This is a genomic window from bacterium, from assembly GCA_021158245.1.
Taxonomy (GTDB): domain Bacteria; phylum Zhuqueibacterota; class QNDG01; order QNDG01; family QNDG01; genus QNDG01.
Genome location: JAGGVB010000008.1, coordinates 1 through 22,893, shown reverse-complemented (window position 1 = coordinate 22,893; position 22,893 = coordinate 1). Strand labels below are relative to the sequence as shown.

The 22,893-nt window shown below is 35.6% G+C and carries 21 protein-coding genes; 1 reads left to right on the top strand and 20 read right to left on the bottom strand.

The genetic code is table 11. The features are described 5' to 3' along the window. From J7K93_00410 to J7K93_00360, 11 genes are all read right to left on the bottom strand, one after another. Nucleotides 1-182 (bottom strand): signal peptidase II (locus tag J7K93_00410; protein ID MCD6115451.1); only part of this gene is annotated, 182 nt, incomplete at its 3' end. 11 nt (nucleotides 183-193) lie between these two features. Further along, complete coding sequence (locus tag J7K93_00405) at nucleotides 194-562, bottom strand: TraR/DksA C4-type zinc finger protein (GenBank protein ID MCD6115450.1); 369 nt, start codon at nucleotides 560-562, stop codon at nucleotides 194-196. Nucleotides 563-605: 43 nt separating this feature from the next. Continuing rightward, on the bottom strand, nucleotides 606-3,785 hold the full coding sequence (locus J7K93_00400; protein ID MCD6115449.1) for an isoleucine--tRNA ligase: 3,180 nt from the start codon (nucleotides 3,783-3,785) through the stop codon (nucleotides 606-608). A 20-nt stretch (nucleotides 3,786-3,805) separates the two neighbouring features. After that, nucleotides 3,806-4,678: an S-methyl-5'-thioadenosine phosphorylase gene (gene mtnP / locus J7K93_00395; GenBank protein MCD6115448.1), complete on the bottom strand. Its 873-nt coding sequence runs from the start codon at nucleotides 4,676-4,678 to the stop codon at nucleotides 3,806-3,808. A gap of 18 nt (nucleotides 4,679-4,696) precedes the next feature. After that, nucleotides 4,697-5,365 carry a hypothetical protein gene (locus tag J7K93_00390; GenBank protein ID MCD6115447.1) on the bottom strand — a complete coding sequence of 223 codons (669 nt, stop codon included), beginning with the start codon at nucleotides 5,363-5,365 and terminating at the stop codon, nucleotides 4,697-4,699. 61 nt (nucleotides 5,366-5,426) lie between these two features. Continuing rightward, a complete protein-coding gene (locus J7K93_00385; GenBank protein MCD6115446.1) occupies nucleotides 5,427-5,951 on the bottom strand; it encodes a DivIVA domain-containing protein in 525 nt (174 codons plus the stop codon). Between the two features lie 240 nt (nucleotides 5,952-6,191). Next, the gene (locus tag J7K93_00380; GenBank protein ID MCD6115445.1) at nucleotides 6,192-7,055 is read right to left on the bottom strand and encodes a glutamate racemase; all 864 of its coding nucleotides are present in this window, start codon (nucleotides 7,053-7,055) and stop codon (nucleotides 6,192-6,194) included. A gap of 3 nt (nucleotides 7,056-7,058) precedes the next feature. Further along, on the bottom strand, nucleotides 7,059-8,516 hold the full coding sequence (locus J7K93_00375) for an N-acetylmuramoyl-L-alanine amidase (protein ID MCD6115444.1): 1,458 nt from the start codon (nucleotides 8,514-8,516) through the stop codon (nucleotides 7,059-7,061). A 78-nt stretch (nucleotides 8,517-8,594) separates the two neighbouring features. After that, a complete protein-coding gene (locus tag J7K93_00370) occupies nucleotides 8,595-9,416 on the bottom strand; it encodes a rhomboid family intramembrane serine protease (protein ID MCD6115443.1) in 822 nt (273 codons plus the stop codon). A 56-nt stretch (nucleotides 9,417-9,472) separates the two neighbouring features. Beyond that, nucleotides 9,473-11,923 carry a leucine--tRNA ligase gene (locus J7K93_00365; GenBank protein ID MCD6115442.1) on the bottom strand — a complete coding sequence of 817 codons (2,451 nt, stop codon included), beginning with the start codon at nucleotides 11,921-11,923 and terminating at the stop codon, nucleotides 9,473-9,475. A gap of 480 nt (nucleotides 11,924-12,403) precedes the next feature. Further along, nucleotides 12,404-13,138, bottom strand: a complete 735-nt coding sequence (locus J7K93_00360; GenBank protein ID MCD6115441.1) for a class I SAM-dependent methyltransferase — start codon at nucleotides 13,136-13,138, stop codon at nucleotides 12,404-12,406. 498 nt (nucleotides 13,139-13,636) lie between these two features. On the opposite strand from J7K93_00360, the gene J7K93_00355 reads away from it, so the two are divergent. Continuing rightward, complete coding sequence (locus J7K93_00355; protein ID MCD6115440.1) at nucleotides 13,637-13,846, top strand: hypothetical protein; 210 nt, start codon at nucleotides 13,637-13,639, stop codon at nucleotides 13,844-13,846. 351 nt (nucleotides 13,847-14,197) lie between these two features. Here the strand turns inward: J7K93_00355 and J7K93_00350 are convergent, their stop codons facing one another. The 9 genes from J7K93_00350 to J7K93_00310 form a co-directional block, all read right to left on the bottom strand. Then, the gene (locus J7K93_00350; GenBank protein ID MCD6115439.1) at nucleotides 14,198-14,521 is read right to left on the bottom strand and encodes a hypothetical protein; all 324 of its coding nucleotides are present in this window, start codon (nucleotides 14,519-14,521) and stop codon (nucleotides 14,198-14,200) included. A 4-nt stretch (nucleotides 14,522-14,525) separates the two neighbouring features. Further along, nucleotides 14,526-15,209 carry a hypothetical protein gene (locus tag J7K93_00345; GenBank protein ID MCD6115438.1) on the bottom strand — a complete coding sequence of 228 codons (684 nt, stop codon included), beginning with the start codon at nucleotides 15,207-15,209 and terminating at the stop codon, nucleotides 14,526-14,528. A gap of 33 nt (nucleotides 15,210-15,242) precedes the next feature. After that, nucleotides 15,243-17,087: a bifunctional homocysteine S-methyltransferase/methylenetetrahydrofolate reductase gene (locus J7K93_00340; protein ID MCD6115437.1), complete on the bottom strand. Its 1,845-nt coding sequence runs from the start codon at nucleotides 17,085-17,087 to the stop codon at nucleotides 15,243-15,245. A 178-nt stretch (nucleotides 17,088-17,265) separates the two neighbouring features. Next, on the bottom strand, nucleotides 17,266-18,018 hold the full coding sequence (locus J7K93_00335; GenBank protein ID MCD6115436.1) for an SDR family oxidoreductase: 753 nt from the start codon (nucleotides 18,016-18,018) through the stop codon (nucleotides 17,266-17,268). A gap of 22 nt (nucleotides 18,019-18,040) precedes the next feature. Further along, complete coding sequence (locus tag J7K93_00330; GenBank protein ID MCD6115435.1) at nucleotides 18,041-18,277, bottom strand: acyl carrier protein; 237 nt, start codon at nucleotides 18,275-18,277, stop codon at nucleotides 18,041-18,043. A gap of 18 nt (nucleotides 18,278-18,295) precedes the next feature. After that, the gene (locus J7K93_00325) at nucleotides 18,296-19,303 is read right to left on the bottom strand and encodes a ketoacyl-ACP synthase III (protein MCD6115434.1); all 1,008 of its coding nucleotides are present in this window, start codon (nucleotides 19,301-19,303) and stop codon (nucleotides 18,296-18,298) included. Between the two features lie 59 nt (nucleotides 19,304-19,362). Further along, complete coding sequence (locus tag J7K93_00320; GenBank protein ID MCD6115433.1) at nucleotides 19,363-20,571, bottom strand: polysaccharide deacetylase family protein; 1,209 nt, start codon at nucleotides 20,569-20,571, stop codon at nucleotides 19,363-19,365. 19 nt (nucleotides 20,572-20,590) lie between these two features. Further along, entirely contained in the window at nucleotides 20,591-21,649 is a 1,059-nt protein-coding gene (locus J7K93_00315; protein MCD6115432.1) for a GNAT family N-acetyltransferase, read from the bottom strand. Between the two features lie 17 nt (nucleotides 21,650-21,666). Continuing rightward, nucleotides 21,667-22,665, bottom strand: coding sequence for a ketoacyl-ACP synthase III (locus J7K93_00310; GenBank protein ID MCD6115431.1), 999 nt, complete (start codon nucleotides 22,663-22,665; stop codon nucleotides 21,667-21,669). Nucleotides 22,666-22,893 lie beyond the last annotated feature (228 nt).

Below are 22,893 nucleotides of genomic sequence, written 5' to 3'. Positions count from 1 at the left end.
GTATTATTTATATGAATACCGAATGCAATCCCCGGATTTTCAACATAGGTAAATCTTATAAAATTTCCGACAACCTTAATTGACTGGCCTATTGCCATATAATTTCTTATTAGAAGCTTTGTAACCTGATCAAAAAGTATCACCAATCCTATAACAATTCCTGTTTTCAATATTTCCACCAGTCAATTAGTTATTATTTCTCTTCTTTATTTTTACATGCTATGCAAAGACGTGCATGGGGAACTGCTTTAAGCCTTTCCTTACTTATCGGCTGTTTACATAATTCACAATAACCGTATGTTCCATCGTTAATTCTCTCTAATGCTTTATCAAGATGGTACAGATAACGACCGTCTCTCTGTGCATAAAAGAAACTCTTTTCCCGTTCGCTTGTATCAGTTCCCTGATCCGCCATGTGAAAAGAATAGGAAGAGTGGTCTCCTGATGCTTCTTTTATTGTTGAATCCATCTCATTTGCTTTAATGAATTGCATCTGTTCGAGCATCTCTTCTCTTTTCTTCAGCAAAAGCTTTTTATAAAATTCCAAGTCCTTTTTGTTCATTCCTGCTTTTCCTCCAGCTTTTCAGGGTAAAAAATAAAACCTGCTAATTAAATTTAGATTCTGCTCTTTTTATCCCTACTGTAACTTTTAAATTATCAAGTGCCAATTCTTTTATTAAATCAGCATCAATTAATTCCGGTTTAATAAAAATTGCAAGAACTTCTTTGGCTATATAATCTTTCATTTTTTCAATAAGCTTATCAACGCCATCTTCAGGCTTATAATACACTTCTATTCTGTCAGTAACATTATAATCAGCCTCTTTCCTCATATTCTGAACTCTGTTAACAAACTCACGTGCAAAACCTTCAGTTTTAAGTTCATCGGAAATATGAGTATCAAGGGCTATTGTAATATCGCCGTCCCTCTGAATTGCAAAACCTTCTTTTGGCTGTAATTCAATTTCAACCATGCCTATATTAATTTCTATATCATTCTCTTTAACTCTGATCATCAATTTTCCATTTTCTGAAAGTTCTTCAACTTCTTTTTCAGAAAGATTTCTTATTGCTTCTGCTGCAGAATTAACATCTTTCCCGAATACCGGCCCGAGTCTGCTAAAAACAGGAACCGCTTTTTTAATTAAGAATAGCTTCGTATCCCCAACAAGATCAAAGTCTTTTACATTTATTTCCTCAAGGATGAGCCCTTTAAGCAATAAAGCAGATTTTTTTCTCTTCTCTCCCTGAATGTTAATATATACTTTGTCAAGAGGCTGTCTTACTTTGATTTTAGCATCATTTCTTGCAGATCTGCACATCGCAACAAGTCTTCTTGCAATATCCATTCTGTCTTCAAGATCTTTATCTATGTATTTAAATTGTTCATCTTCATTATCCGGGAAGGATGAAAGATGCACACTATCAGCGGAGCTGGTAATCTCTGTTGAAAGATTCCTATATATCTCTTCAGATAAAAACGGAATAAAGGGAGCTGAAAGTTGAGAAACTGTTAAAAGTGTTTCGTATAAAGTTTCAAATGCGGCAAATTTGTCATCTCCTTTTTCAGATTTCCAGAATCTTCTTCTATTTCTCCTTACATACCAGTTTGAAAGATCATCAATAGCAAACTCCTGAATAGCCCTCGCTGCTTTTGTGACATCATAGCGTTCAAGTAATTTATTTACATTCTTAACCAATGAATTTCTCGCTGAAATAAGCCATCTGTCTATCTCAGGACGCTTATCAACAGGTATGTTATATTCACCAGGTTTAAAATTATCAATATTTGCATACATCACAAAAAAGGAGTATGTATTTGCCAGTGTTCCAAGAAATTTTCTTAAAACCTCCTTTACGCCTTCTCTGTCAAACTTTGTAGGTACCCATGGGGGGCTTACAGTAAAAAGATACCATCTTAAAGCATCTGCGCCTTCAACATCAAAAATTTCAAAAGGATTTACCGTATTCCCTTTTGATTTTGACATTTTTTGCCCGTCTTTATCAAGAATCATTTCTACTGAAAGGCAGTTTTTATATGAAGGCACACCGGAAATTAATGTTGATATTGCAAGAAGAGAATAAAACCATCCCCTTGTCTGATCTACTCCTTCAGCAATGAAATCAGCGGGGAAGCCATTTTTAAATGGTTCTTCGCCTTCAAAAGGATAGTGAATTTGAGCATAAGGCATTGCACCTGAATCAAACCAGCAGTCTATTACTTCAGGAGTTCTTGTCATATGCTCGCCGCATTTCGGGCATTTAACATTCAAATTATCAATGTTCGGCTTATGAAGATCCTCTATTTTATCAGCACCGGAAAGTTCTTTTAACATATCAATACTATCAACAGCTATTCGATTATCACATTCTTCACAAATCCATATATTAAGCGGAGTTCCCCAATATCTGCTTCTTGATATAGCCCAATCAACATTATTTTCAAGCCATGTTCCAAATCTTCCGCTCCCAACTTCTTTTGGGAACCAGTTAATCTTCTTGTTATTTTCAATTAATTTTGATTTTAGTTCTGTTGTTTTAACATACCATGACTTTTTGGCATAATAGAGTATGGGAGAATCGCATCTCCAGCAATGCGGATAAGAGTGAGTATACTTTTCCTTAGCATAGAGCCTGTTATTTTCGAATAAATAGGAAATAATCTCTGTTTCAGTATCAAAATCCTTTACAGGCCTTCCCTGCCATTTTTTAACAAGTTCGTTAAATTTTCCATGCTGGTCCACAGTATGGCGTGCAGGCAGCCCGATTTTCAATCCGAGCCTGTAATCATCTTCTCCGTACATCACAGCAGTATGCACAACACCGGTACCTTCATCAGTAGTTACAAAATCTGCTTCGGCTACATAATATGCCTTATGTTCATCATCTGAAAGATCAATAAAATCAAACAGGGGTTCATACTCCCAGCCTGTTATTTCTTTGCCAGGTAATTTCCTTATAACCTGGAATTCACCCTTTATAATTTCAAGCCTATCCTCTGCAAGGAAGTAATGTTCTTTTTTCCCATTAAACTCTTGTTCTATTTCAACATAAGTTATATCAGGCCCTACTGCAAGAGCTACATTACCCGGCAATGTCCATGGAGTTGTTGTCCATGCAAGGATAAATCTATTCTCCCCATCTCTTAATTTAAATTTAAGAGTTACTGCTCTTTCAGTTACATCTTTATAACCAAGAGAGACTTCATGGCTTGATAATGCAGTTTCGCATCTTGGGCAGTAAGGCAGAATTTTAAATCCCTGATATAATAGATTTTTCTTCCATAACTGAGCAAGCAGCCACCAAACAGTTTCTATATAATTATCCTCGTAAGTAATATAAGGCTGCTTAAGGTCAACCCAATATGCCATTCTTCTGGTAAGCTCATTCCACTCTTGAAGATATTTAAAAACAGAATCTCTGCATTTTTTATTAAATTTGTCAACACCATAAGCTTCGATTTGATCCTTTGTCTCAAATCCCAGCTCTTTCTCTATCTCTATTTCAACCGGAAGCCCATGAGTATCCCAGCCTGCTTTTCTTTCAACTCTATACCCCTTCATGGTTTTAAATCTGCATACAAAATCCTTAATAGTTCTTGATATTACATGATGTATGCCGGGCCTGCCATTTGCAGTAGGAGGGCCCTCATAGAATACAAAAGAGTTATTTTCCGATCTCTCTTCTATTGATCTCTGAAAAATATTATTATCTTCCCAGAATTTTAATATTTCTTTTTCAATTTTCGTATAATTAAGAGGTGTTTTTACTTCCTTAAAATGCACTTTTGTCAAATCTCCCAAATTTATATGTATTTACCTATTAGAATAGAAAGTCGTTCTTTTGTTTTTAAGGGAATGTCAGCCGGTTTTGTAATTATTGCGTTTTCAAGTGCATTTCTGCATGAACACGAACGTTCTTCCGGCATATTTTTAATAACATATTTGATTATTTTTTTTGCAGTCTCCGTGTTTACTATTAAATTTTCTATCACCATTTCGAGTGAAACCGAAGCATCAGGATTATTTTCCTTCCAGCTGTCATAATCCGTGACCATTGCCATAGATGCATAGCATATCTCTGCTTCTCTTGCAAGACGCGCTTCATACAGATTTGTCATTCCGATTACATCTGCGCCCCATGATTTATAAAGCAGAGATTCTGCACGCGTTGAAAACGCAGGGCCTTCCATATTCAGGTATGTACCGCCATAATGAAGCCTGGCACCATCCCCTTCTTCCTGTCCGGCTTCATAGATAAGATGCCTTAAATCCTCGCAAACCGGATGAGAGAAACTTATATGTGCAACAATACCATCTCCGAAAAATGTTGATGCTGTACTTCCCTTTGTCCTGTCAATAAACTGGTCAATCAGGACAATATCCCTTGGCAGTATTTCTTCTCTAAATGATCCCACGGCTGATACGGAAATAATACGCTCTACACCAAGACTCTTCATCGCCCATATATTTGCTCTGTAATTTATTTCAGAAGGCATCAGGGAGTGATGCCTTCCATGCCTCGGCAGAAAAGCAATTTCTTTCCCGAATAATTTACCAATACAGAATTTATCAGAAGTTTCACCAAATGGAGTATCAATTCGAATCCACTTGATATCGGAAATATTTTCTATCTGATAAAGCCCGCTGCCCCCTATAATTCCTGTGGACACAGACATAAAATTCTCATTTTTTAATTATTTTTTCTTCTTATTTAATTTTTTTAATAGCTCTTCTCTCTCTTTTTGAAGAGTCTGCTGTTTTGCTTTTTCTTTATTAATTAAATCCCGCATATTTGTCTGATCGTTCTTTTTAACCTTACGTTTTTTAAGAACTCTTGCCTGCCGTTCTTGCTTTATCTTTTCAATTGCCTCTTTTCTGTCTTTTGCCATACCTGCCTTAACAAACAGAAATGTGCCTACTGCAGTTCCTGCTGCAGTTTCACCGAAAACCGTGCTTTTCGTCGCGTTTTCACCCGCAAGCATTGAACTAATAAACAAACTTGTACCGGAACTTAAAGCTCCGCCCCCCAACCCATAAATTAGTGCATTTTTGTTTTTCTTCACTTTACGTATATCATATTCGGAAATACAATTCCCCAAATCATCATAAACAGGAGGTAATATTTTTACACTTTGTATGGAAGATTTCGATATATTATGCAGCCTTCCATCTTTCAAGATAACAATCTGATGAGGTTCAATCTTTTTAACTGTGCCATTCATTGTTTCTCCGGAAACCAGGGTAATTCTTGCAGTATTATCCTGTTTTAAATCATTATACATTACTTCATTCCAGTGAGCACAACCTGACATTATCATCAATCCCATAAAAATAAACAGAGCGGCAACGATTTTCCTATGCATAACTGCCTCCAAATATTTTGAAAAATAAAATATACTTATACTGTCCTAAATTTTATATCAATTACTCTCTTTTAATATTAGACTGTGCTGCTGGCCTGAATGTTGTATTTTGCCCTGCCTCTTTCCGGCCGAAATCATCATCAATCTCAAGCACTTTTATAAGCTCAATCTGCGACTCAAGCAGATGCTTTAGCCGTTTAGCAAAAGATTCTTTCTGTGCTTTAAGAATAGACACTTCATTCTTCATTCTGTCTAATTTTTCTCTTGCTTCATCCAATATTTTCTCAGATTTCAACTCTGCTTCTCTAAGCATAATCTCAGCTTCGCGCTTGGAATTTTCCCGGGATTGATTTACATTCTCCTGAGCATTCATCAAGGTTTCCTGCAATGTCTTCTCAACCTGCCTGTAGTCACTAAGCTGAACACGAAGTTTTGACACCTCTGCTGCAAGTTTTGTTTTTTCTGCGACTACAGTTTCATACTCGTCTGCTACCATCTCGAGAAAGGTTTCCACCTCTACCGGATCATATCCTCTGACTTTCTGCTTAAAACGTTGTTTCTTAATTTCAAGAGGAGTTAATTTCAATAAAAACACCCCCTCATCCTTTAGAATTAATTTTTATGAATTCGTTCAATATAACTGTTTCAATTAAAAAATGCAAACAAAAAGTACCCGATGAAAGATGTCTGACATAAAGCGCAAAACCAGTGTTTATTTAACGATAATATTCTGCTGTTTAATTTATTATTACGAATTTAATATACATCTCTTTACAAATAAATATTTTACATTAGCAGTACTTGGTAAAAATTGTTTGTTAATCGTCTAATTTTTCTTAACTGCAGGTACAATTTTTACTGCATTTGCTGCACTGTCTGACACCTCGCCTTCAATATCAACCTTTGTTACAAAGCCAATATCCCTGCCGAGAAACCGCTCTCCGATTTCTCTAAATTGGTGAGGTATATCACTTACAAAATATTTATGCTGTACTTTATTATTTTTGCTGTTTTCCATTTTGAGAATTTTGAGCCTTCTTGATACAAGCTTCGCTGTCTCCTCCGCTGAATCAATAATTTTTACATTTTCCCCCAGCACCCTTCTGATCACACCCTTTAAAAGAGGATAATGAGTACACCCGAGGATAAGAGTATCAATACCTTTTTCTTTTAAAGGCCTAAGATAAATTTCTGCTATTTTTTCTGTAATTTCATTATCAAGCCAACCCTCTTCAGCGAGGGGGACAAACAAAGGGCACGCTTGAGTGAATACTGAAATTTTATCAGATATCTGTTCTAACTTCAAATCATAGGACTTACTGGCAATTGTTCCCCTTGTGCCGATTACACCTATTTTCCCGTTTAGCGTAGATTCGGAAGCAGCCTTTACTCCGGGATCCACAACCCCGAGAATCGGAAGATGGAATATCCGATTTAAATCATCAAGCGCAACAGATGACACTGTGTGGCATGCAGCAATAACAACCTTTACATTCTGCTGTAATAAAAACAGAATATCCTGAAGCCCGAATTTTTTTACAACATCAGGAGATTTGGAGCCATAAGGAACCCTTGCAGTATCTCCGAAATATACAATACTCTCCCCTGGAAGCTGTTTTAATAATTCATGAACAACAGTAAGCCCGCCTATTCCCGAATCAAAAACTCCTATTGGCCTGTCATCACTCATCTTTCAACCTATTCCTTGTTCATATTTTTTTTTGAATATTTTTATGCTTTTAAAAATCGCCATAGCGACCTTTTGCCTGAATGATCTTGTTCTAAGGAGCCGCTCCTCATACTTATTTGAAAGAAAGGCTGTTTCAATAAGTATCCGCGGCATTGCAGCTCCTATAAGGACATAAAACCCTGCCTGATAAACACCCTTTCCCCACATAGGGATTTTAGTATATTTTTTCATCTCTTTATTTACAATCTGTGCGAGATCCATACTTTCCTTCTGATATGAACTATTTGCAATTGCATTTAAGATATGTGCAGCATCGCCAAAATCCTTATATGATTCGGGAGAATCTTCAAACTGGATTACAGAGTTTTCCTTTTCAGCCACCTGAAGCGCCTGCTTGCTTTTCCCGTGTCCAAGAACCCATGTTGAAAATCCTCTTGCACTATGATTTGTTGTTGCATTAACATGAATGCTTATAAACAATTTTCCATTATTTTTGTTTGCAAATTGTGTACGTTCCTTTAACCCCATGGTTTTATCAATTTCATGAGTAAGCAGCACTTTAAGATTTGTATTTTTTTCAAGGAGTTTTTTTAATCGCTTTGCAATATCGAGAGTAATTTCCTTCTCTTTTATCCCTGTTTTTCCAATACATCCGGGTTGTCTTCCACCGTGTCCTGGATCAATAATAATTGTATCTATAATCCATTTCTTTCTCTGCTTATCAAGAATATCTCCGGTAACCTCAACTGAAGAGAGCGTTCTCAAAGAAATAACTATTTCATCTTCTCCTGCATATACTTTGCGGCTAAGTACTTTTTTGTTTAGTTTAAGAGAGAGATAGGCCGATTTCTTAAACTGAAATGGCAAAATCTGATCAACAATCTGATTTTTAATTTTTGTAAAAAGAGAAGCTGAGTCAAGTTTTCCGCCATATACGGTAATATTAAGCCAGTTGTGTTTTATTGATGCTGCGATGTCGGAATTTTTGAACTGCTTTGTTGTTTTAAGTGTGACAATATAACCATTTTCCCTTTTACTTATATCCACTGCAACAATGTTATACTGAGAAAATTTAACAGACAGACTCAACCTGTTTTCGTCAAACAGAACTTTCTGCGGCAGATAAACAGCGGTAATTCCGAGAAAATGTGAAAGCGGGACAAAAATTTCACCATTGCTTTCAATAGGATTCAATGCCAATTGATAAACTTTATCATCAACCAGGATAAATGGATTATAAGATGTTACTTTGATAGAACGCGAACCAATCCTTACAACTTCTTTTTTTTTTGATTTATTTGAGAAAAATCCAAGATTAAGAGCACCTGCAAAATCTTTTAATGATGCATAAATAATATTATCCTTTATCAGGGAAGGGATTTGATATATTTTTGTTGATCCGGCATATCTGACATTTATCCATGCCTTTGTAATATGACTCTGCGCTTCTGTACTTTTCATACCCGCAAAAATATAAACAAGTATCAATATTATAGTGAATTTACAAAAATGACAATTTTGATTACTCATATTTGATGCTCATTTCCGTTCTTTGTTCAGTATTTTGCTTGCATGTTTTAGAAAGCGCTTTTCTTCTTTTGTAAGATTTTCCATGCCCACTTCATTTGCCTTGTCAAGAATTTTATCTACCAATCTTCTTAATTTCTCCAGTTCTTCCTGTTTGTCAGCGTAGACATGCATATTCCTCTTTCTTTTCCACTCTTTAACTTTGTCCACGAGCAGAGTTATTGTACTGTAACGTTTCATATATACATAACCTACAAGCATACCTCCAAGATGTGCGAAATGAGCAATACCGTCTCTTGATCCCATTGCTCCGCTTAACAGAGAAAATGCTGCAAACAAAAGAGCCAAAGTTTTTGCTCTTATTCTTATGGGAAGAATGAAAAACAGAAGCAATGTCAGTTCCCGGTTGGGAAAAAGTACTGCGTATGCTGTTAGAATACCCATTATTGCACCTGAAGCGCCAATTGTAGGAATGAGAGAATTAGGCAGTATCAGAGAATGTATTATGCCCGCTCCTATTCCTGTAATAAAATAGTATTTGTAAAATACTTTTGTGCCCCACATACGCTCAACTTCAGTTCCAAAAAGCCATAAAGCATACATATTTATGATCAAATGCAACAGGCCGCCATGCAGAAACATATAAGTTGCAAATTGCCAAATATAAAAATGGGAAAGTGCAAGCTTTGGTACCAGCCCGAAAAAATAAACAAACTTAGGGCCAAAAACCAAGCTTATTAGATATACTGCTCCGTTTGCAACAAGAAGATTCTTTACACCCGGTGTAAGAATGCCTCCGCTTAATCCCCAATCCATTCTTCTGTAATTATACATTTTACTCCATGTTCCATAAATATTCAGGATATGTTATTTTAATTATTTCACAATCTTCATGCAACAGCAATGCTTACCAGTTTATTTTTCACTACAATTATTTTCTTAATCTCTCTTCCTTCTGTATAGTTTTTCACTCTTTCGTCAGACAGGGCTCTTTCCCTAACAACATCATCAGACGAATTGACCGGCATTGTAAATTTTGTTCTTAATTTTCCATTTATCTGAACTACTATTGTTGTATTTTGTTCCTTGATTTTATTCTCATCCCATTTTGGCCACTCGGACAAAAATATACTATCCCTGTTACCTATTTCCCTCCACATTTCTTCGCCAAAATGAGGGGCAAAAGGAGAAATTAACTTTATCAGATTATTGACGGCAGAATCAAGCACTTCTTTTTCCTGATCTTTGGAATCTATATCCTGCACATAAAGGTACATATAGTTTACAAGTTCCATAATTCTGCTTATACATGTATTAAAATGGAATCTTTCCAGATCCATTGTTGTATGTTTAATTGAATTGTGAAGGACCCTTTCAAGTTCTTCCGTATTATTTGTTCCATTGCCCTTTGGAGGATTTTCTTTTATCATCCGTATTAAACGCCACACTCTATTCAGGAATCTGTGTATTCCAAATATCCCTTCATCCGACCAGTCGCCCCCATCTGTATATGATCCCATAAACATTATATACATACGAAAAACGTCAGATCCAAATTTTTGGATATAAATGTCCGGATTAATCACATTACCACGTGATTTTGACATCTTTGCACCGTTATTAGTTATAACACCCTGATGAATAAGCCGCGAAAAAGGTTCGTCAAAATTTATTAATTTCAAATCATAAAGAACTTTAGTAATAAACCTTGCGTACATAAGATGCATTACAGCATGTTCCGCTCCTCCGACATACTGATCAACAGGAAGCCACTTTGAAACAATCTCTTTATCGAATGGTTTATCGCTTAACTGAGGTGTAGGATATCTTAGATAGTACCATGAAGAGCATACAAATGTATCCATTGTATCAACTTCACGCCTCGCTTCCCTTCCGCAAACAGGGCACTTTGTTTTAACCCACTCTTTGTTAGTTAAAAGAGGGGATTCTCCGCCTTCCTTAAATTGAACTTCTTCCGGAAGTATTATAGGAATATCCTTTTCCGGTACAGGTACCGTGCCGCAGGAATCGCATAAAATCACAGGTATGGGCGCACCCCAGTAACGCTGTCGCGAGATAAGCCAATCTCTGAGTTTGTAGTTAATTCTTGCCCCGCCCCATCCTTTTTCATCAAGATACTCTATTACTTGTTTTTTGCCGGACTTTGAATCAACACCTGAGAATGGGCCTGAATTTATCATTATTCCGTTTTCAGTATAAGCACCATCAAGCTCATCATGGTCATTACCGTCCGGGCTTATGACTTCTTTTATCGGCAGTCTGTATTTTTTGGCGAATTCAAAATCCCTTTCATCGTGAGCCGGTACAGCCATAACAGCACCAGTACCATAGCTTGCCAGGACATAATCTGCAATCCACACAGGAACGTTTTCTCCATTCACCGGATTAATACAGAATGCCCCTGTAAAAACACCTGTTTTCTCCTTTTCTGTGGAGGTCCTTTCAATCTCTGAAGATTTTCCTGTATCTTTAATATAAGATTCTACATCGTTCATATATTCCGGTTTTGTTATTTCCCGAACAAGTTTATGTTCCGGTGCAAGAACCATGTATGTAACACCCCACAGAGTATCAGGCCTGGTTGTAAAGACCTCGATTCCTTCCTCATATTCAGAAAGTTTGAACTTTATCCACGCACCTTCACTTCTGCCAATCCAGTTTTTCTGCATTGCAATTGTTTTTTCCGGCCAATCTATTCTGTTCAGCCCTTCTAAAAGTTTATCAGCATAATCTGTAATCTTAAAGAACCATTGCTCAAGATCTTTTTGAATAACTTCCGAATTGCATCTCTCGCACTTTCCCTCTACAACCTGTTCATTTGCAAGTACTGTTTTACATGAAGGGCACCAGTTGACAGGAGCCTTTTTCTTGTATGCCAACCCGTTTTTATACAGCTGCAGAAACAGCCACTGGGTCCATTTATAATATTCAGGCTCACTTGTATTTATCTCTTTGGACCAATCATACATTGCTCCTATATCTTTAAGCTGCTTGCGTATAGCGTCAATATTTTCAGCAGTAGATAATGCAGGATGAACGCCCTTTTTAATTGCATAATTTTCTGCAGGCAGTCCGAAAGCATCATATCCTATAGGTTCAAAAACATTGAAGCCCTGCATCTTTTTAAATCTTGCCCAGGTATCAGTAGGTGCATAATTATACCAGTGGCCTATGTGAAGCCTGTCTCCTGAGGGGTAGATAAACATTACGAGGCAGTATAATTTTTTACTCAAATCATCTAAATCAGTTTTATACAGCTCTGTTTCTTCCCATATCTTTTTCCATTTTGATTCAACTTCTTTGAAATTGTAGGTATCCATCTCTCATTCCTGCTGTTTTATTTAATTTTTTACTATGCTTTTAAACAAGATTAAATATATTCTATAATATAATAAAAATCGGTAGTAAAAATCAATCTATATTTTAGGGATATTGCACTTCCGGAGAATTTAAAGAGGCTGAGATAATATGATTTTGTTTAATGCTCATTTGATTATAAATTTTACAAATAAATCTGAAAAATAATAATAGGAACACACGGAACGGTACAACAAATTTAAAATTATTTTTCTCTATATTTTCGGCAGGCAACCGCTCTTAGCTAACTGAGTTTAGCTAAGTGTTAATTCAGGAAATGTATTCAATGATAAGGCTTTATACACCGTTTGATGAAAAACTCCAGCAAAAGCCTGAGTGCAAGTTTTAAAGAATGCTTGTAAAAAATTTATCCTATTTCCTTACGGAGTTACTTTTCCACTGGCGTGCCCCGATTTATCGTGAATTTTTTGGATAAATTCAGGTTAGGCACTCGGTGTTCTTGAAAACATACGGCATCTATCAATTCTTGGATTACGGCATTCATAGTACCGATAAAAAGAAATTGACTTAGATAACCCAAATACCTTGCATTTAACGTTTTTGAAAAAATACTCCAATATCTCCTCAATCTCATCTGCCGTGTTTACATGCTCATACTTCATTATCAAACCATAATCAAGCCTATATTTTATTTTGAACTCCAACCCAGTAGTCAACTTCCAACCTAGTGTCCATAGCAATGTTCCTTCGCTCGGAACGCTTGAGCGAAACACGCCGTTTTCTGCCAACAAAAGTCCACTCAGCGCTATCACTTCCGGCAAATTACAGATATGTTCAAGTGTGGCTACTGAAGTGATTCTGTCATAGCGGCAACTGTCCGGTACTTCGGAAATATCCGAGTAAATATTTCTAACCCTTCCCACAAGAGGTGAACATTTGTAGAGATCAGTGAAAGGCTCAACTATGTCATATGAGTAAATTACGGGCTCATATTGCAGTTGATTAAGTGTGCCGGCACCTAACTCCAATGTTGTTTTTTCAGGATATTGTAGGTTGGCTACATCACTTGCGACTTGCCTATGTAACCATGACTCCATTTTCTGTGCTAATGACGAAGCGGTTGTCTGACCTTCACGATTTGACTTGTAAAGCCCTGAGTAAATGTCTTTGATTTCTTTTGGCATTAGGGGACGCAATTTTGGAAAATTTTCAAACATCGGAACTCCTTTTGTTTTCCGCCTATAGATTAGTATCTTAAATAAACCGGATTTTACTTAACAAAGCGCATTTCCATCTTCAAAATGATAATAACAATATTTTCCTTTATTTGATTTAAATAAAAATAATGTTAAATTGCAATATTTTGAGATAAAAGGCAACTTGTTTCATTTAAATTCATTACAGTGCATTAACTCTAAAATAAAACAACTTTAGAGGAATTGATATTTTTATAAATTAATCGTTGCCTCATAATTGCGACATTTTGAGAATAAAAGGGCTAATTGCTTTAATTAGTGAGTGATTGACCTTCGAAAATAAAATCACTAACAGGGGTACTAATGCCCTATAAAAACACTTTATCTTGTGTCAAAGTTAGAAAATTCAGGCACTTTTACAAGCAAAAATTTTGAAATTAAATATTGTAGGAATTTTTAATATCCACAAGTCATTAATTTACATAGAATTCAACTGAAATTCTTCGGATAGTAAATATTATGCAGAAACTTCTCATATGCAGAGATTCAATAGGCTGGTCATTTTTTGAACAAGAGCCTAAAAAAGATTATTCTAATGATCAATGCAGGCCGAGTAAAACAATTAGTTTAATGGTTGGCCTTTACTATCTGAAAAATGTTTTTAATGAGAACGATGCATCGATTATCAACAAACTAATTGAGAATCCTTCTCGGCAATACTTCCAGTGAAAAGTGAAAAGGATTTTCACCTCCTTCTAAAGTGAAACTTTTACAGGACGAGACATGGATCTTTTTAATTCAACATTCAAGATTCAACATCCATTTCCCTTCAAATTCAAAATTTTTACTTTCTTATAATCTATCATTTCGAAGGAGCAGCAACAACTGAGGAATCTTATTATTAAAATTATCGAGAATAAATATCCCGTCACTACTGGACTAAATTTAATTTTAATATTTACGTTCTACAAATACCACGCCCATACGGGGATATACTGGAGTCTTCCCCGATAAAATATTTTGGAAATGACATCCCTGGGACTTGTTGAGTTGGAATTTTTCAGATGCTTGTAAATAAAATTAAAACCCGTATAAACAAAAATACAGTCCTATTGACATAAAAAACGCCGTATATCCTATTAGAATGAATTTCCCTGTGAATGCTCTGGAATTATTTGTGCTTTCATGTGTGACGTAAATTTTGTATGCGATCAGATTGGCAAAAGACCCAAGAAGGCTTCCAAATCCTCCGACATTCGTACCCCAAAGTAATGCCTTCCAATTTTCAGTAAATTTTGCAAATAATAAAGATGCCGGAACGTTGCTCATTACCTGGCTAACCAATGCAGAAAACAGGAAAATATGTGCAGAATGGTTTATTCGTGATTCAAATATTATTTTCATATTTTCAGCAAGCCCGAAATAGTACGAAAATAATTATAATTAACCCTGCAATAAGAGGAAGCACATGAAGCACTATCAACAGTACTATCAAAAGCAGAATTCCATAAATATATGCGTATTTACCGGTTTTTTTGGTTTCAGAAAATATCTGTGAATTGTTAGTTTTAATAAATAGCGATGCAGCAAACAAGACTAATAAAAAAATTATTGAAAGTGGTGCAATCGCTGCAATAAATTCAATTGGGTGTAATCCGTAGAACCAGTAGATAAAAAGATTTTGCGGATTGCCAAATGGTGTTAATGCAGATCCTGCATTCGCAGATAGGGCTTCAAATATAACAAGAATATCTTTACGGTTTATATTAAGCGCAAGAGTTAGCGGTACAATCACGATCAAGGTAATATCGTTTGTAATTACCATTGATAAAAAAAATGTAATTATTAATAGTTTTAATGGTATAGCTTTACCCTCGTCGATACTTTGAGACAGCTTTAATATTAAACCGCTACGCTGAAGCCCATTGACTACAATAAAAAGCACAAACAGGATAAATAATATCTGGAATTCCTGAGTTGAATAGACCGGAAAATTTTTAGTATAAATTGATGCCAATACTAAACTTGCAATGGAGACGGTTAACAGCCATTCTTTAAGGATGAAATCAATCAATACATGTTTAACCTGCAATGAACCTCCGACGGAATAAAATAAAGCACAGGCCTAATCTTTCTCCAAAACTTGTCCGGCAACTTCAACGGCTGTACTGTATTTATTGAATGGTGCGCTTATCTGTACGCCGCCTACAAATGATTTAACTTTATCTATCATTGATTTAGCTATATCTATTCCTATTCGGAATTGGTCTTGTTTATCAGAAAATCTTTTCATTTTTTCAATTATTTCATCAGGTATAGTTACACCTGGAACTTCGTTTCTCATAAACTCAGCGTTCCGCAGACTAACAAGAGGCCATATTCCTGCAATAAAAGGTATATTTAGATCACTCACTTTATCAATAAATTTTACAAGAGAATCAATGTCAAAAACCGGCTGAGTTATTACAAATTCAGCACCTGCATCAATTTTCCAGCGCAGCCTTTTTATCTCTCTTTCAGGATTTATACTGTTTGGATCCGCTCCTACTCCAATTAAAAAACCGGTAGGCTTGCCAATAGCTTTGCCTCCGAGATCAAAACCTTTATTAAGATTTGAAATCAGGTTTGTAAGGCCTATGGAATCAACATCAAAAACAGCAGTTGCTTCAGGGTAATCACCCACCATCGGAGGATCTCCGGTAATTGCAAGAATGTTTTTTATTCCAATTGCAGCTGCTCCGAGCATGTCAGACTGCATTCCAAGAATATTTCTGTCTCTGCACGTATAGTGTAGCAAAGTCTCCATTTTTGTTTCCTGCTGAATACGAAGAGCAAGCGCCATGCCGTTCATCCTTGCAGAAGCTCTTGGCCCGTCAGGTATATTCACCACATCAACTCCTGATTTTTTCAGAAGCATTGAACCTTTGATCTGTTTTGATATGTCATTGCCTCTCGGCGCCACCATCTCTACCATTGTGACAAATTTATTATCAACTATCTTTTCAGCAAGGTCGGATTTATCTCTTTTCTCTACAGGTTTCGGCATTTCTTTCTTTATTTCATGCAGAGTGACCCTTTTTATTTCTACATCCTTTTTGCCCTGCTTCTGCCTGATAGATTCGGCCATTTTTTTTATATGATCAGGATTTGTACCGCAGCAGCCTCCTATAATTCGTGCTCCTGCATCAATAAAGCGCCTTGTGTATATACCAAAATATTCGGGAGTGGACATGTAAATGGTTCTGCCTTCAATAAATCGGGCTCTCCCTGCATTAGGCATGACAGAAACCGGTTTTGTGCAGAAAGGAATAAATTTTTCAAGGTTCTCAAGCATTGATTTGGGGCCGACTGCACAGTTCATTCCGGCTATATCAGCTTCGGTTTTGCATAACCGGACTGATATATCTTCAGCAGACAACCCGAAAATAGTTTTCCCGTCATCTCTTACAGCTATCTGCGCAATAATTGGGATATCCGTAACTTCCCTTGCTGCGTAAATTGCCTGCTCAATCTCTGTGATTTCCTGAAAGGTTTCAAATATTATTAAATCTACCCCACCCTTAACAAGCGCAGATATCTGAATTTTGAATGCTTCGCGTGCTTCATTATATGAGATTTCTCCCCAAGGTTCAATTTTAACTCCGAGAGGCCCAACTGATCCGCATACAAAAACATCATTATCTGCCGCTTCTCTTGCAATTTCAGCGCCTTTTAAATTGATTTTATAAACAATATCTTCAATATTATGTCGTCTAAGCTTGTAAAAATTTGCACCGAAAGTATTTGTTTCTATTACATCTGCACCTGCATTAATGTATTCTTTGTGTATGGATAGTATAAGATTTTTATTGGAAAGATTGAGTTCGTCATAAGATTTATTAAATAAAATCCCTCTCTGGTATATAAGCGACCCCATTCCTCCGTCAAAAAGAACGATATTCTTTTTTAAATATTCTCTGAAATTTTTCATAAACTTCTCATTGTTTAGATTATCTTATAATTAAATTAAATTGTATATTAAGTAATTTTTATAAAAAAATCAATGTATCTCTTGATTATTATTCAGTCTGGAGAGTGTTATATACTTCTCAAAAAATAAATCAGATTAAAATTAAAACTGGATTAATTATTACATTTTAGGCACAAATTTATACTGCCGTATAACCGCCGTCAACAGGTATAACAGCACCTGTTATCCACTTTGCACTTTGTGATAATAAAAAAACTGCAGTATTTGCAATATCTTCAGGTTGGCCAAGTCCGAGAGGGTGCATCTCTTTAATTTTTTTCACAGCAGATTCCGGGAGTCTGTTAAAAAGCTCCTCAGACATTTTTGTGTTTTTGACATGGCCTGCTGCAATTGTATTAACCCTAATGTTTTTCCCTGCAAGTTCAATTGCCATTGCTTTACTTCCGGAGATTACAGCTCCTTTACTTGCGCAATACCCCACAAGCCCTGACTGCCCCACAACACCCATTGTTGATGAAATAAAAACAAAACCTGCTCCGTTATCATTAACGTATTTCTTCTTTGCAATAATCCTTGCAAGCTCAAATCCTGAAATAATATTTACGGAAAAAAGTTTGTTATAATAGTTAGGATTCATATTTTTTAAAGGCAGTGTGAACTCAATTCCTGCGCAATGAATAAATCCGGATATTTTGCCGCATTTTTTGACAGATTCGGCAATGATTGAATCCAGTTTATCATATTCAGTAATATCCTGTGAAACAATATGATGTCTGCCTTGGCTCAAAACGCTAAATGTCTGGTCAAGCCTGCCCTTATCTCTTCCACTAAGAATAACATTTGCTCCAGCTTTACTTGCAAAAATTGCACATACTCTACCGATACCTGACGAAGCACCTGTAACAAGAACTGTGCTGCCTTTCAGATTTATAGGATTCCAATAATTTGAAGAATTAACTGAATTGATCTTCACCAATCATCTCCATAAGGCTCTTTACTGTTGTTATGTTTTGCAGATATTCTCCTGATAACTTCTTCCCAAAATGCTCATCAATAAGAGCAATAATACCAAGAGTTGAAAGAGAATCATACTCTTCCAGTTCAGTAAGTACTGTATTCTCATCAATTTGCCTGGACTCATCAATCTCAAGAGTTTCTTTCAGTAATTCAATAAAATAATCCTTTTTCATCTTTTATTTCTCTCCTTCTTATAGATTTATAATTGTTGCCGCCCATGAATATCCTACACCAAAACCACAGACAAGTACCTTACTGCCTTTTCCAATAGCTCCTTTATTCTGTAATTTTTTTAAACCTATTGGTATTGAAGAAGAAACAGTATTCCCCGTTTCTTCCAAATCAATAAAAAATTTATTCTCCGGAATTTTAAGTTTTTTACGCAGATAGTTAATAATAAATTTATTTGCCTGATGAAAAACAAAGTAATCTACCTGGTCAATTGATAGTTTGTTTTTTTTAAGAACATCATAAACAGTCTTTGGAACAACATCAATAGTAAAATTAAATATCTCCGGGCCGTTCATATAAAGATAGTTATCGGTACGTATTGAATCAGTTCCAGGTACACTTTCTTCAGGTGCTTTGGGATCAAATCTGTGCCTTAACCCTCCGTTTGGTACTATCAGATTCTTATACCCCGAACCATCAGTCCCGAAAACAAACTGCCCCACACCTTCTGAATCGGAAGGTGAGATAATTACACCTGCTGCTGCATCACCAAAAAGAATTCTATTCCCTTTATCTTTCTCAAATACATGTTTGGACATTGTATCCGATGTGATAAAAAGAATTTTTTTTGCACTGCCGCTTAAAATTAACCCCTTAGCTACGGCAAGTCCGTAAACAAAGCCGGAGCAGCCCAAGTTAAAATCAAAAGCCCCCGTATTTACTTTAAGCCCCAGTCTATCCTGTAGAATACATGCTCCTGTTGGGAGATAATATTCAGGGCTCTGTGTACATAGAATGAGGAAATCAATTGAACTTTTATCATAACTCGAAAGAAGCATCTGTCCGGCTTTCTCCGCCATGTCAAGGGCTGTTTCATCTTCAGCAGAAATACGACGTTCTTTTATGCCTGTTCCAGATTCAACTTTCTCCGAATCCCAATCTGTAAAAATATTTCCTAATTCACTGTTTGGAAGGATAATTTCCGGCAAATAGAAGTCTATTTTTTCAATTTTTATATTTTTTATCATTAGTTAGTGCCTTTAAAAATATTTTCGATAATTTTTTCATGCCAGAATAATAAATAGCATTAATAATAAATTTTTCCTGTTATGCGCCTGAATAATTTAAACCCGAATATTTCCGGCAGTGACTTTCTTCCACGTCCAGGAAGTCTATAGATATAATCATGTTTTAATCTTACCATCCGAAAAGGATCGTCCCCAAGTTCATTAGAAGACCTATGAGGAATAATCCTCCAAAAAGCAGAAACATATCCGGCCTTTTTTAATACTTCTATTGCGATTTTACTACCAATACCCCAGGGAAACGAAATGTGCCGGATAACCTTACCAGGGATCTTGCGCTCAATTTGTTCTTTTGCACTTAACAGATCATTTAATATTCTTCTTCTCAAATCAGCATTGGATTCGTATTGATAATTAACATTGTGTTCTTTTTTGTAATTCTTTACTACAAATTTTAGCTCGTTCTTCCATGACCTATTTTTAAAAAAGTCCTCCCTGCCATTATTTTTAACATATTCCACACAAAAATTTCTAAGATTGATATCCTCAATGTACATTCTATGACCCAACTGCCCTGGATAACTTTGATAAACCGGTGCTCCAAGTAACAATTTATACTGATCAATATCAGGTTTAACTTTTTGAAGCAATGGAATACCAAATTTAAAAAAATATCTGTCTATCAAATCAGGATTAATAAATGTCTCAATTTTTGGATTGACAGGAATTCTTGAATGATAATTGGTGTGACACTGTATGTCAATTACTCCGCTTTCATGCATTATCTCCGCCTCTTTCCACGAGATAATCTGGCTTAAACTTTTATCACAATTTTCTATATCGGAATAATTTATATTTTCCTTATTAATATCATATATATTAGGTCCTACAGTAAGTTCATCTTTAATAATTCCCGGAATAATAAAGGCAGTTGCTTTAAAACCATACTTTTTTAATAACGGGAATGCAATACACCATAGACTTTTTCTTCCGTCATCAAAAGTGAGCAATACCGTATTCGGTCGTATCTTTTTTTTACCTGTTATTACCTGATAAATATCTTCAGCGGTAATTATAATGTAATTATTCTTCTTAAGGAATACTAGTTTCTCTTCAAATTCTTTAGGTTTAACAGTATGAAAGATAAATACAGGTATACTGTTTGACAATTCTCTTGCTGAATTCTCATATATAAAACTCGGATGACATCCCAAGAATATTTCCTGCATCTGAAGATATATCGGATTCCAATGTTTAATAAGTTTATTCATAATATTATAATTACAGACATTAAATATTATCACTGTCTGCCTGGTTATATATCCATAAATTTTTATTTAGCATTTCGGGCATTAATTCCATTTTGTTTTCTTTCATAACAAACCGAAATTCTTTTTTCCTTGACATAAATCCTGTTTTACGTAATTCCGAATACAACATTGAATCATAAACAGCCCAAATTTCTGCAAAATCCACTCCAGTATCTGCACAAAAATTTATTATGGAGCGGATATAAACCTTGTGCTTTTCTTTCGGCAGCAAATAATCTACAATCTGAGCAAAAGTAAAACCAACTACCGTACTGAACTTTAAGGAAATCCAGCCTATGGTTTCTCCATGTTCGCTGAGATTAAAAATCTTATATTCATCCGGGTTATCAAAAAATCTCCATTTAAGATATTTACTGTCTTTGACAAAACCATAGTTCAAAAACATGCTATTCTTTTCCCATAATTGATCGAAAACACTATCTGCATTTTCTGCCTGCTTAATAAATACTGAATCGTCCTTGTTTATACTCCATATTGTATTATAAATTTTTTTTATACCCATTCCCAACAATTTTGAAATTGCATTTACTGGTATCTTTTTTTGAATTATCATGTCAAAATTTAAAGGCCGTACAAGTGATTTACAAATAAACAGAGGCTTATACATAAAAATTTTTGTAATTACTGGATACGAAACCGGATTAGGAATACCACATATAAAATTGAATCCTCTTTCATTACAATCAGAATAAACTTTTTGAGCCAGCCGTAAAAAAATATTACCACCCCGAAAATCAGGATCTACAAATGTATCGCCGCTCTCTGCAACAAGCACTTCCCTGCCGTTTATCCAAAGCATCCTTGGAATTGCACTCATCAGGCCAACAATCCTATTCTTCGATTCTGCAACCCAGGCAACAGGTTCCCTATAAGGATTTGTCTCATATTTCCATTTATAATACTCCGGTTCATGAGAGCGCACCACAATCCGATTATTCTCAAGGAAACATCTTTTCATGAATTCTGAAATACCTGTGCTGTCCCCTTTTTTATATCTTCTGATTACTGCCCTGTCCATAAAATATCAACTTTTTGTTAAATTGTAATTACTGTTGCTCCCCATGAATATCCAACGCCAAAACCTACAAGGAGGACATGGCTTCCTTTTTTAATTACAGATTCTTCCATGCTGTTTTTTAAAGCTATGGGAATTGTACACGAAACCGTATTGCCTGTATTGATCAGATTAACATAAAATTTATGCTCCGGAATATTCAACTTTTTCCTCAAATATTCTATGATGTACTTGTTTGCCTGATGGAAAATTACATAGTCAATATCCTTAAGAGATGTATTGTTTTTTTCTAAAACATTTTCCACTACTTCAGGGACAGCTTTAATTGTAAAGTTGAATATCTCGGGCCCGTTCATGTACAAATCATTTAAAGTCCGCCCGCTTCCGCTTTCATCAATCTTCAACTGAGCATCCGGATTAAATCTATTCTTCAAACCGCCGTTGGGAACAATCAAATTTTCAAAACCGCTTCCGTCCGTGCCAAGTACAAATTCTCCTATTTTTTCTTTATCGGATACACTAACAATTACTGCTACAGCCGCATCTCCAAAAATCGTAAGATTACTCTTGTCATTTTCATTTATGTGCTTTGAATATGTCTCTGATGTTACAAATAAAATATTTGAAGCCATTCCGGATGCAATAAGTCCTTTCGCAACAGCAAGCCCGTAAATAAATCCGGAGCACCCGAGATTAAAATCCATCGCTCCTATACTTTTTGGAAGATCCAGCCTATCCTGAAGAATACAGGCATTTGCAGGCAGATAATAATCAGGGCTTTGAGTACAGAAAAGGATAAAATCAATGGGTGCTGAATCATATTTACTCATTATTTTTTTTGAGGCAGAAAAAGCCAAATCAAGGGCTGTCTCATTTTCAAATGCAATGTGCCGCTCTCTTACACCGGTTTTTTTTTCTATCTTTTCCGAGCTCCATGTCTTGAATTTTTCTTCAAGATCTATATTATTAAGCACTTTTGAAGGGAGAAAGTATTCTACATTACTTATTTTAGAGCCCATAAACTCCTCTGTAACATGTATAGCAAAAATCTGGTTCTTTTTTAGAAACGCTTAATACACTTTTAAAATATAAAACATATTAAACAAATCATAGAAATTAATTAATTTAACATCATTAAATGAATAAATTAAATCTAATTAATAATAAATAAAAATGCAAGCTAAAAATTATGGGCCTAAATTGATTAGATATCCAAAAATTTTGTATTATAACGGGCAATGTAATAT

Excerpts from the sequence above, each read along its gene's own strand:
- J7K93_00405 (MCD6115450.1), bottom strand. The coding sequence starts at position 562 with ATGAACAAAAAGGACTTGGAATTTTATAAAAAGCTTTTGCTGAAGAAA.
- mtnP (MCD6115448.1), bottom strand. The coding sequence starts at position 4,678 with ATGTCTGTGTCCACAGGAATTATAGGGGGCAGCGGGCTTTATCAGATA.
- J7K93_00390 (MCD6115447.1), bottom strand. The coding sequence starts at position 5,365 with ATGCATAGGAAAATCGTTGCCGCTCTGTTTATTTTTATGGGATTGATG.
- J7K93_00380 (MCD6115445.1), bottom strand. The coding sequence starts at position 7,055 with ATGAGTGATGACAGGCCAATAGGAGTTTTTGATTCGGGAATAGGCGGG.
- J7K93_00375 (MCD6115444.1), bottom strand. The coding sequence starts at position 8,516 with ATGAAAAGTACAGAAGCGCAGAGTCATATTACAAAGGCATGGATAAAT.
- J7K93_00370 (MCD6115443.1), bottom strand. The coding sequence starts at position 9,416 with ATGTATAATTACAGAAGAATGGATTGGGGATTAAGCGGAGGCATTCTT.
- J7K93_00365 (MCD6115442.1), bottom strand. The coding sequence starts at position 11,923 with ATGGATACCTACAATTTCAAAGAAGTTGAATCAAAATGGAAAAAGATA.
- J7K93_00360 (MCD6115441.1), bottom strand. The coding sequence starts at position 13,138 with ATGTTTGAAAATTTTCCAAAATTGCGTCCCCTAATGCCAAAAGAAATC.
- J7K93_00355 (MCD6115440.1), top strand. The coding sequence starts at position 13,637 with ATGCAGAAACTTCTCATATGCAGAGATTCAATAGGCTGGTCATTTTTT.
- J7K93_00350 (MCD6115439.1), bottom strand. The coding sequence starts at position 14,521 with ATGAAAATAATATTTGAATCACGAATAAACCATTCTGCACATATTTTC.
- J7K93_00340 (MCD6115437.1), bottom strand. The coding sequence starts at position 17,087 with ATGAAAAATTTCAGAGAATATTTAAAAAAGAATATCGTTCTTTTTGAC.
- J7K93_00330 (MCD6115435.1), bottom strand. The coding sequence starts at position 18,277 with ATGAAAAAGGATTATTTTATTGAATTACTGAAAGAAACTCTTGAGATT.
- J7K93_00325 (MCD6115434.1), bottom strand. The coding sequence starts at position 19,303 with ATGATAAAAAATATAAAAATTGAAAAAATAGACTTCTATTTGCCGGAA.
- J7K93_00320 (MCD6115433.1), bottom strand. The coding sequence starts at position 20,571 with ATGAATAAACTTATTAAACATTGGAATCCGATATATCTTCAGATGCAG.
- J7K93_00315 (MCD6115432.1), bottom strand. The coding sequence starts at position 21,649 with ATGGACAGGGCAGTAATCAGAAGATATAAAAAAGGGGACAGCACAGGT.
- J7K93_00310 (MCD6115431.1), bottom strand. The coding sequence starts at position 22,665 with ATGGGCTCTAAAATAAGTAATGTAGAATACTTTCTCCCTTCAAAAGTG.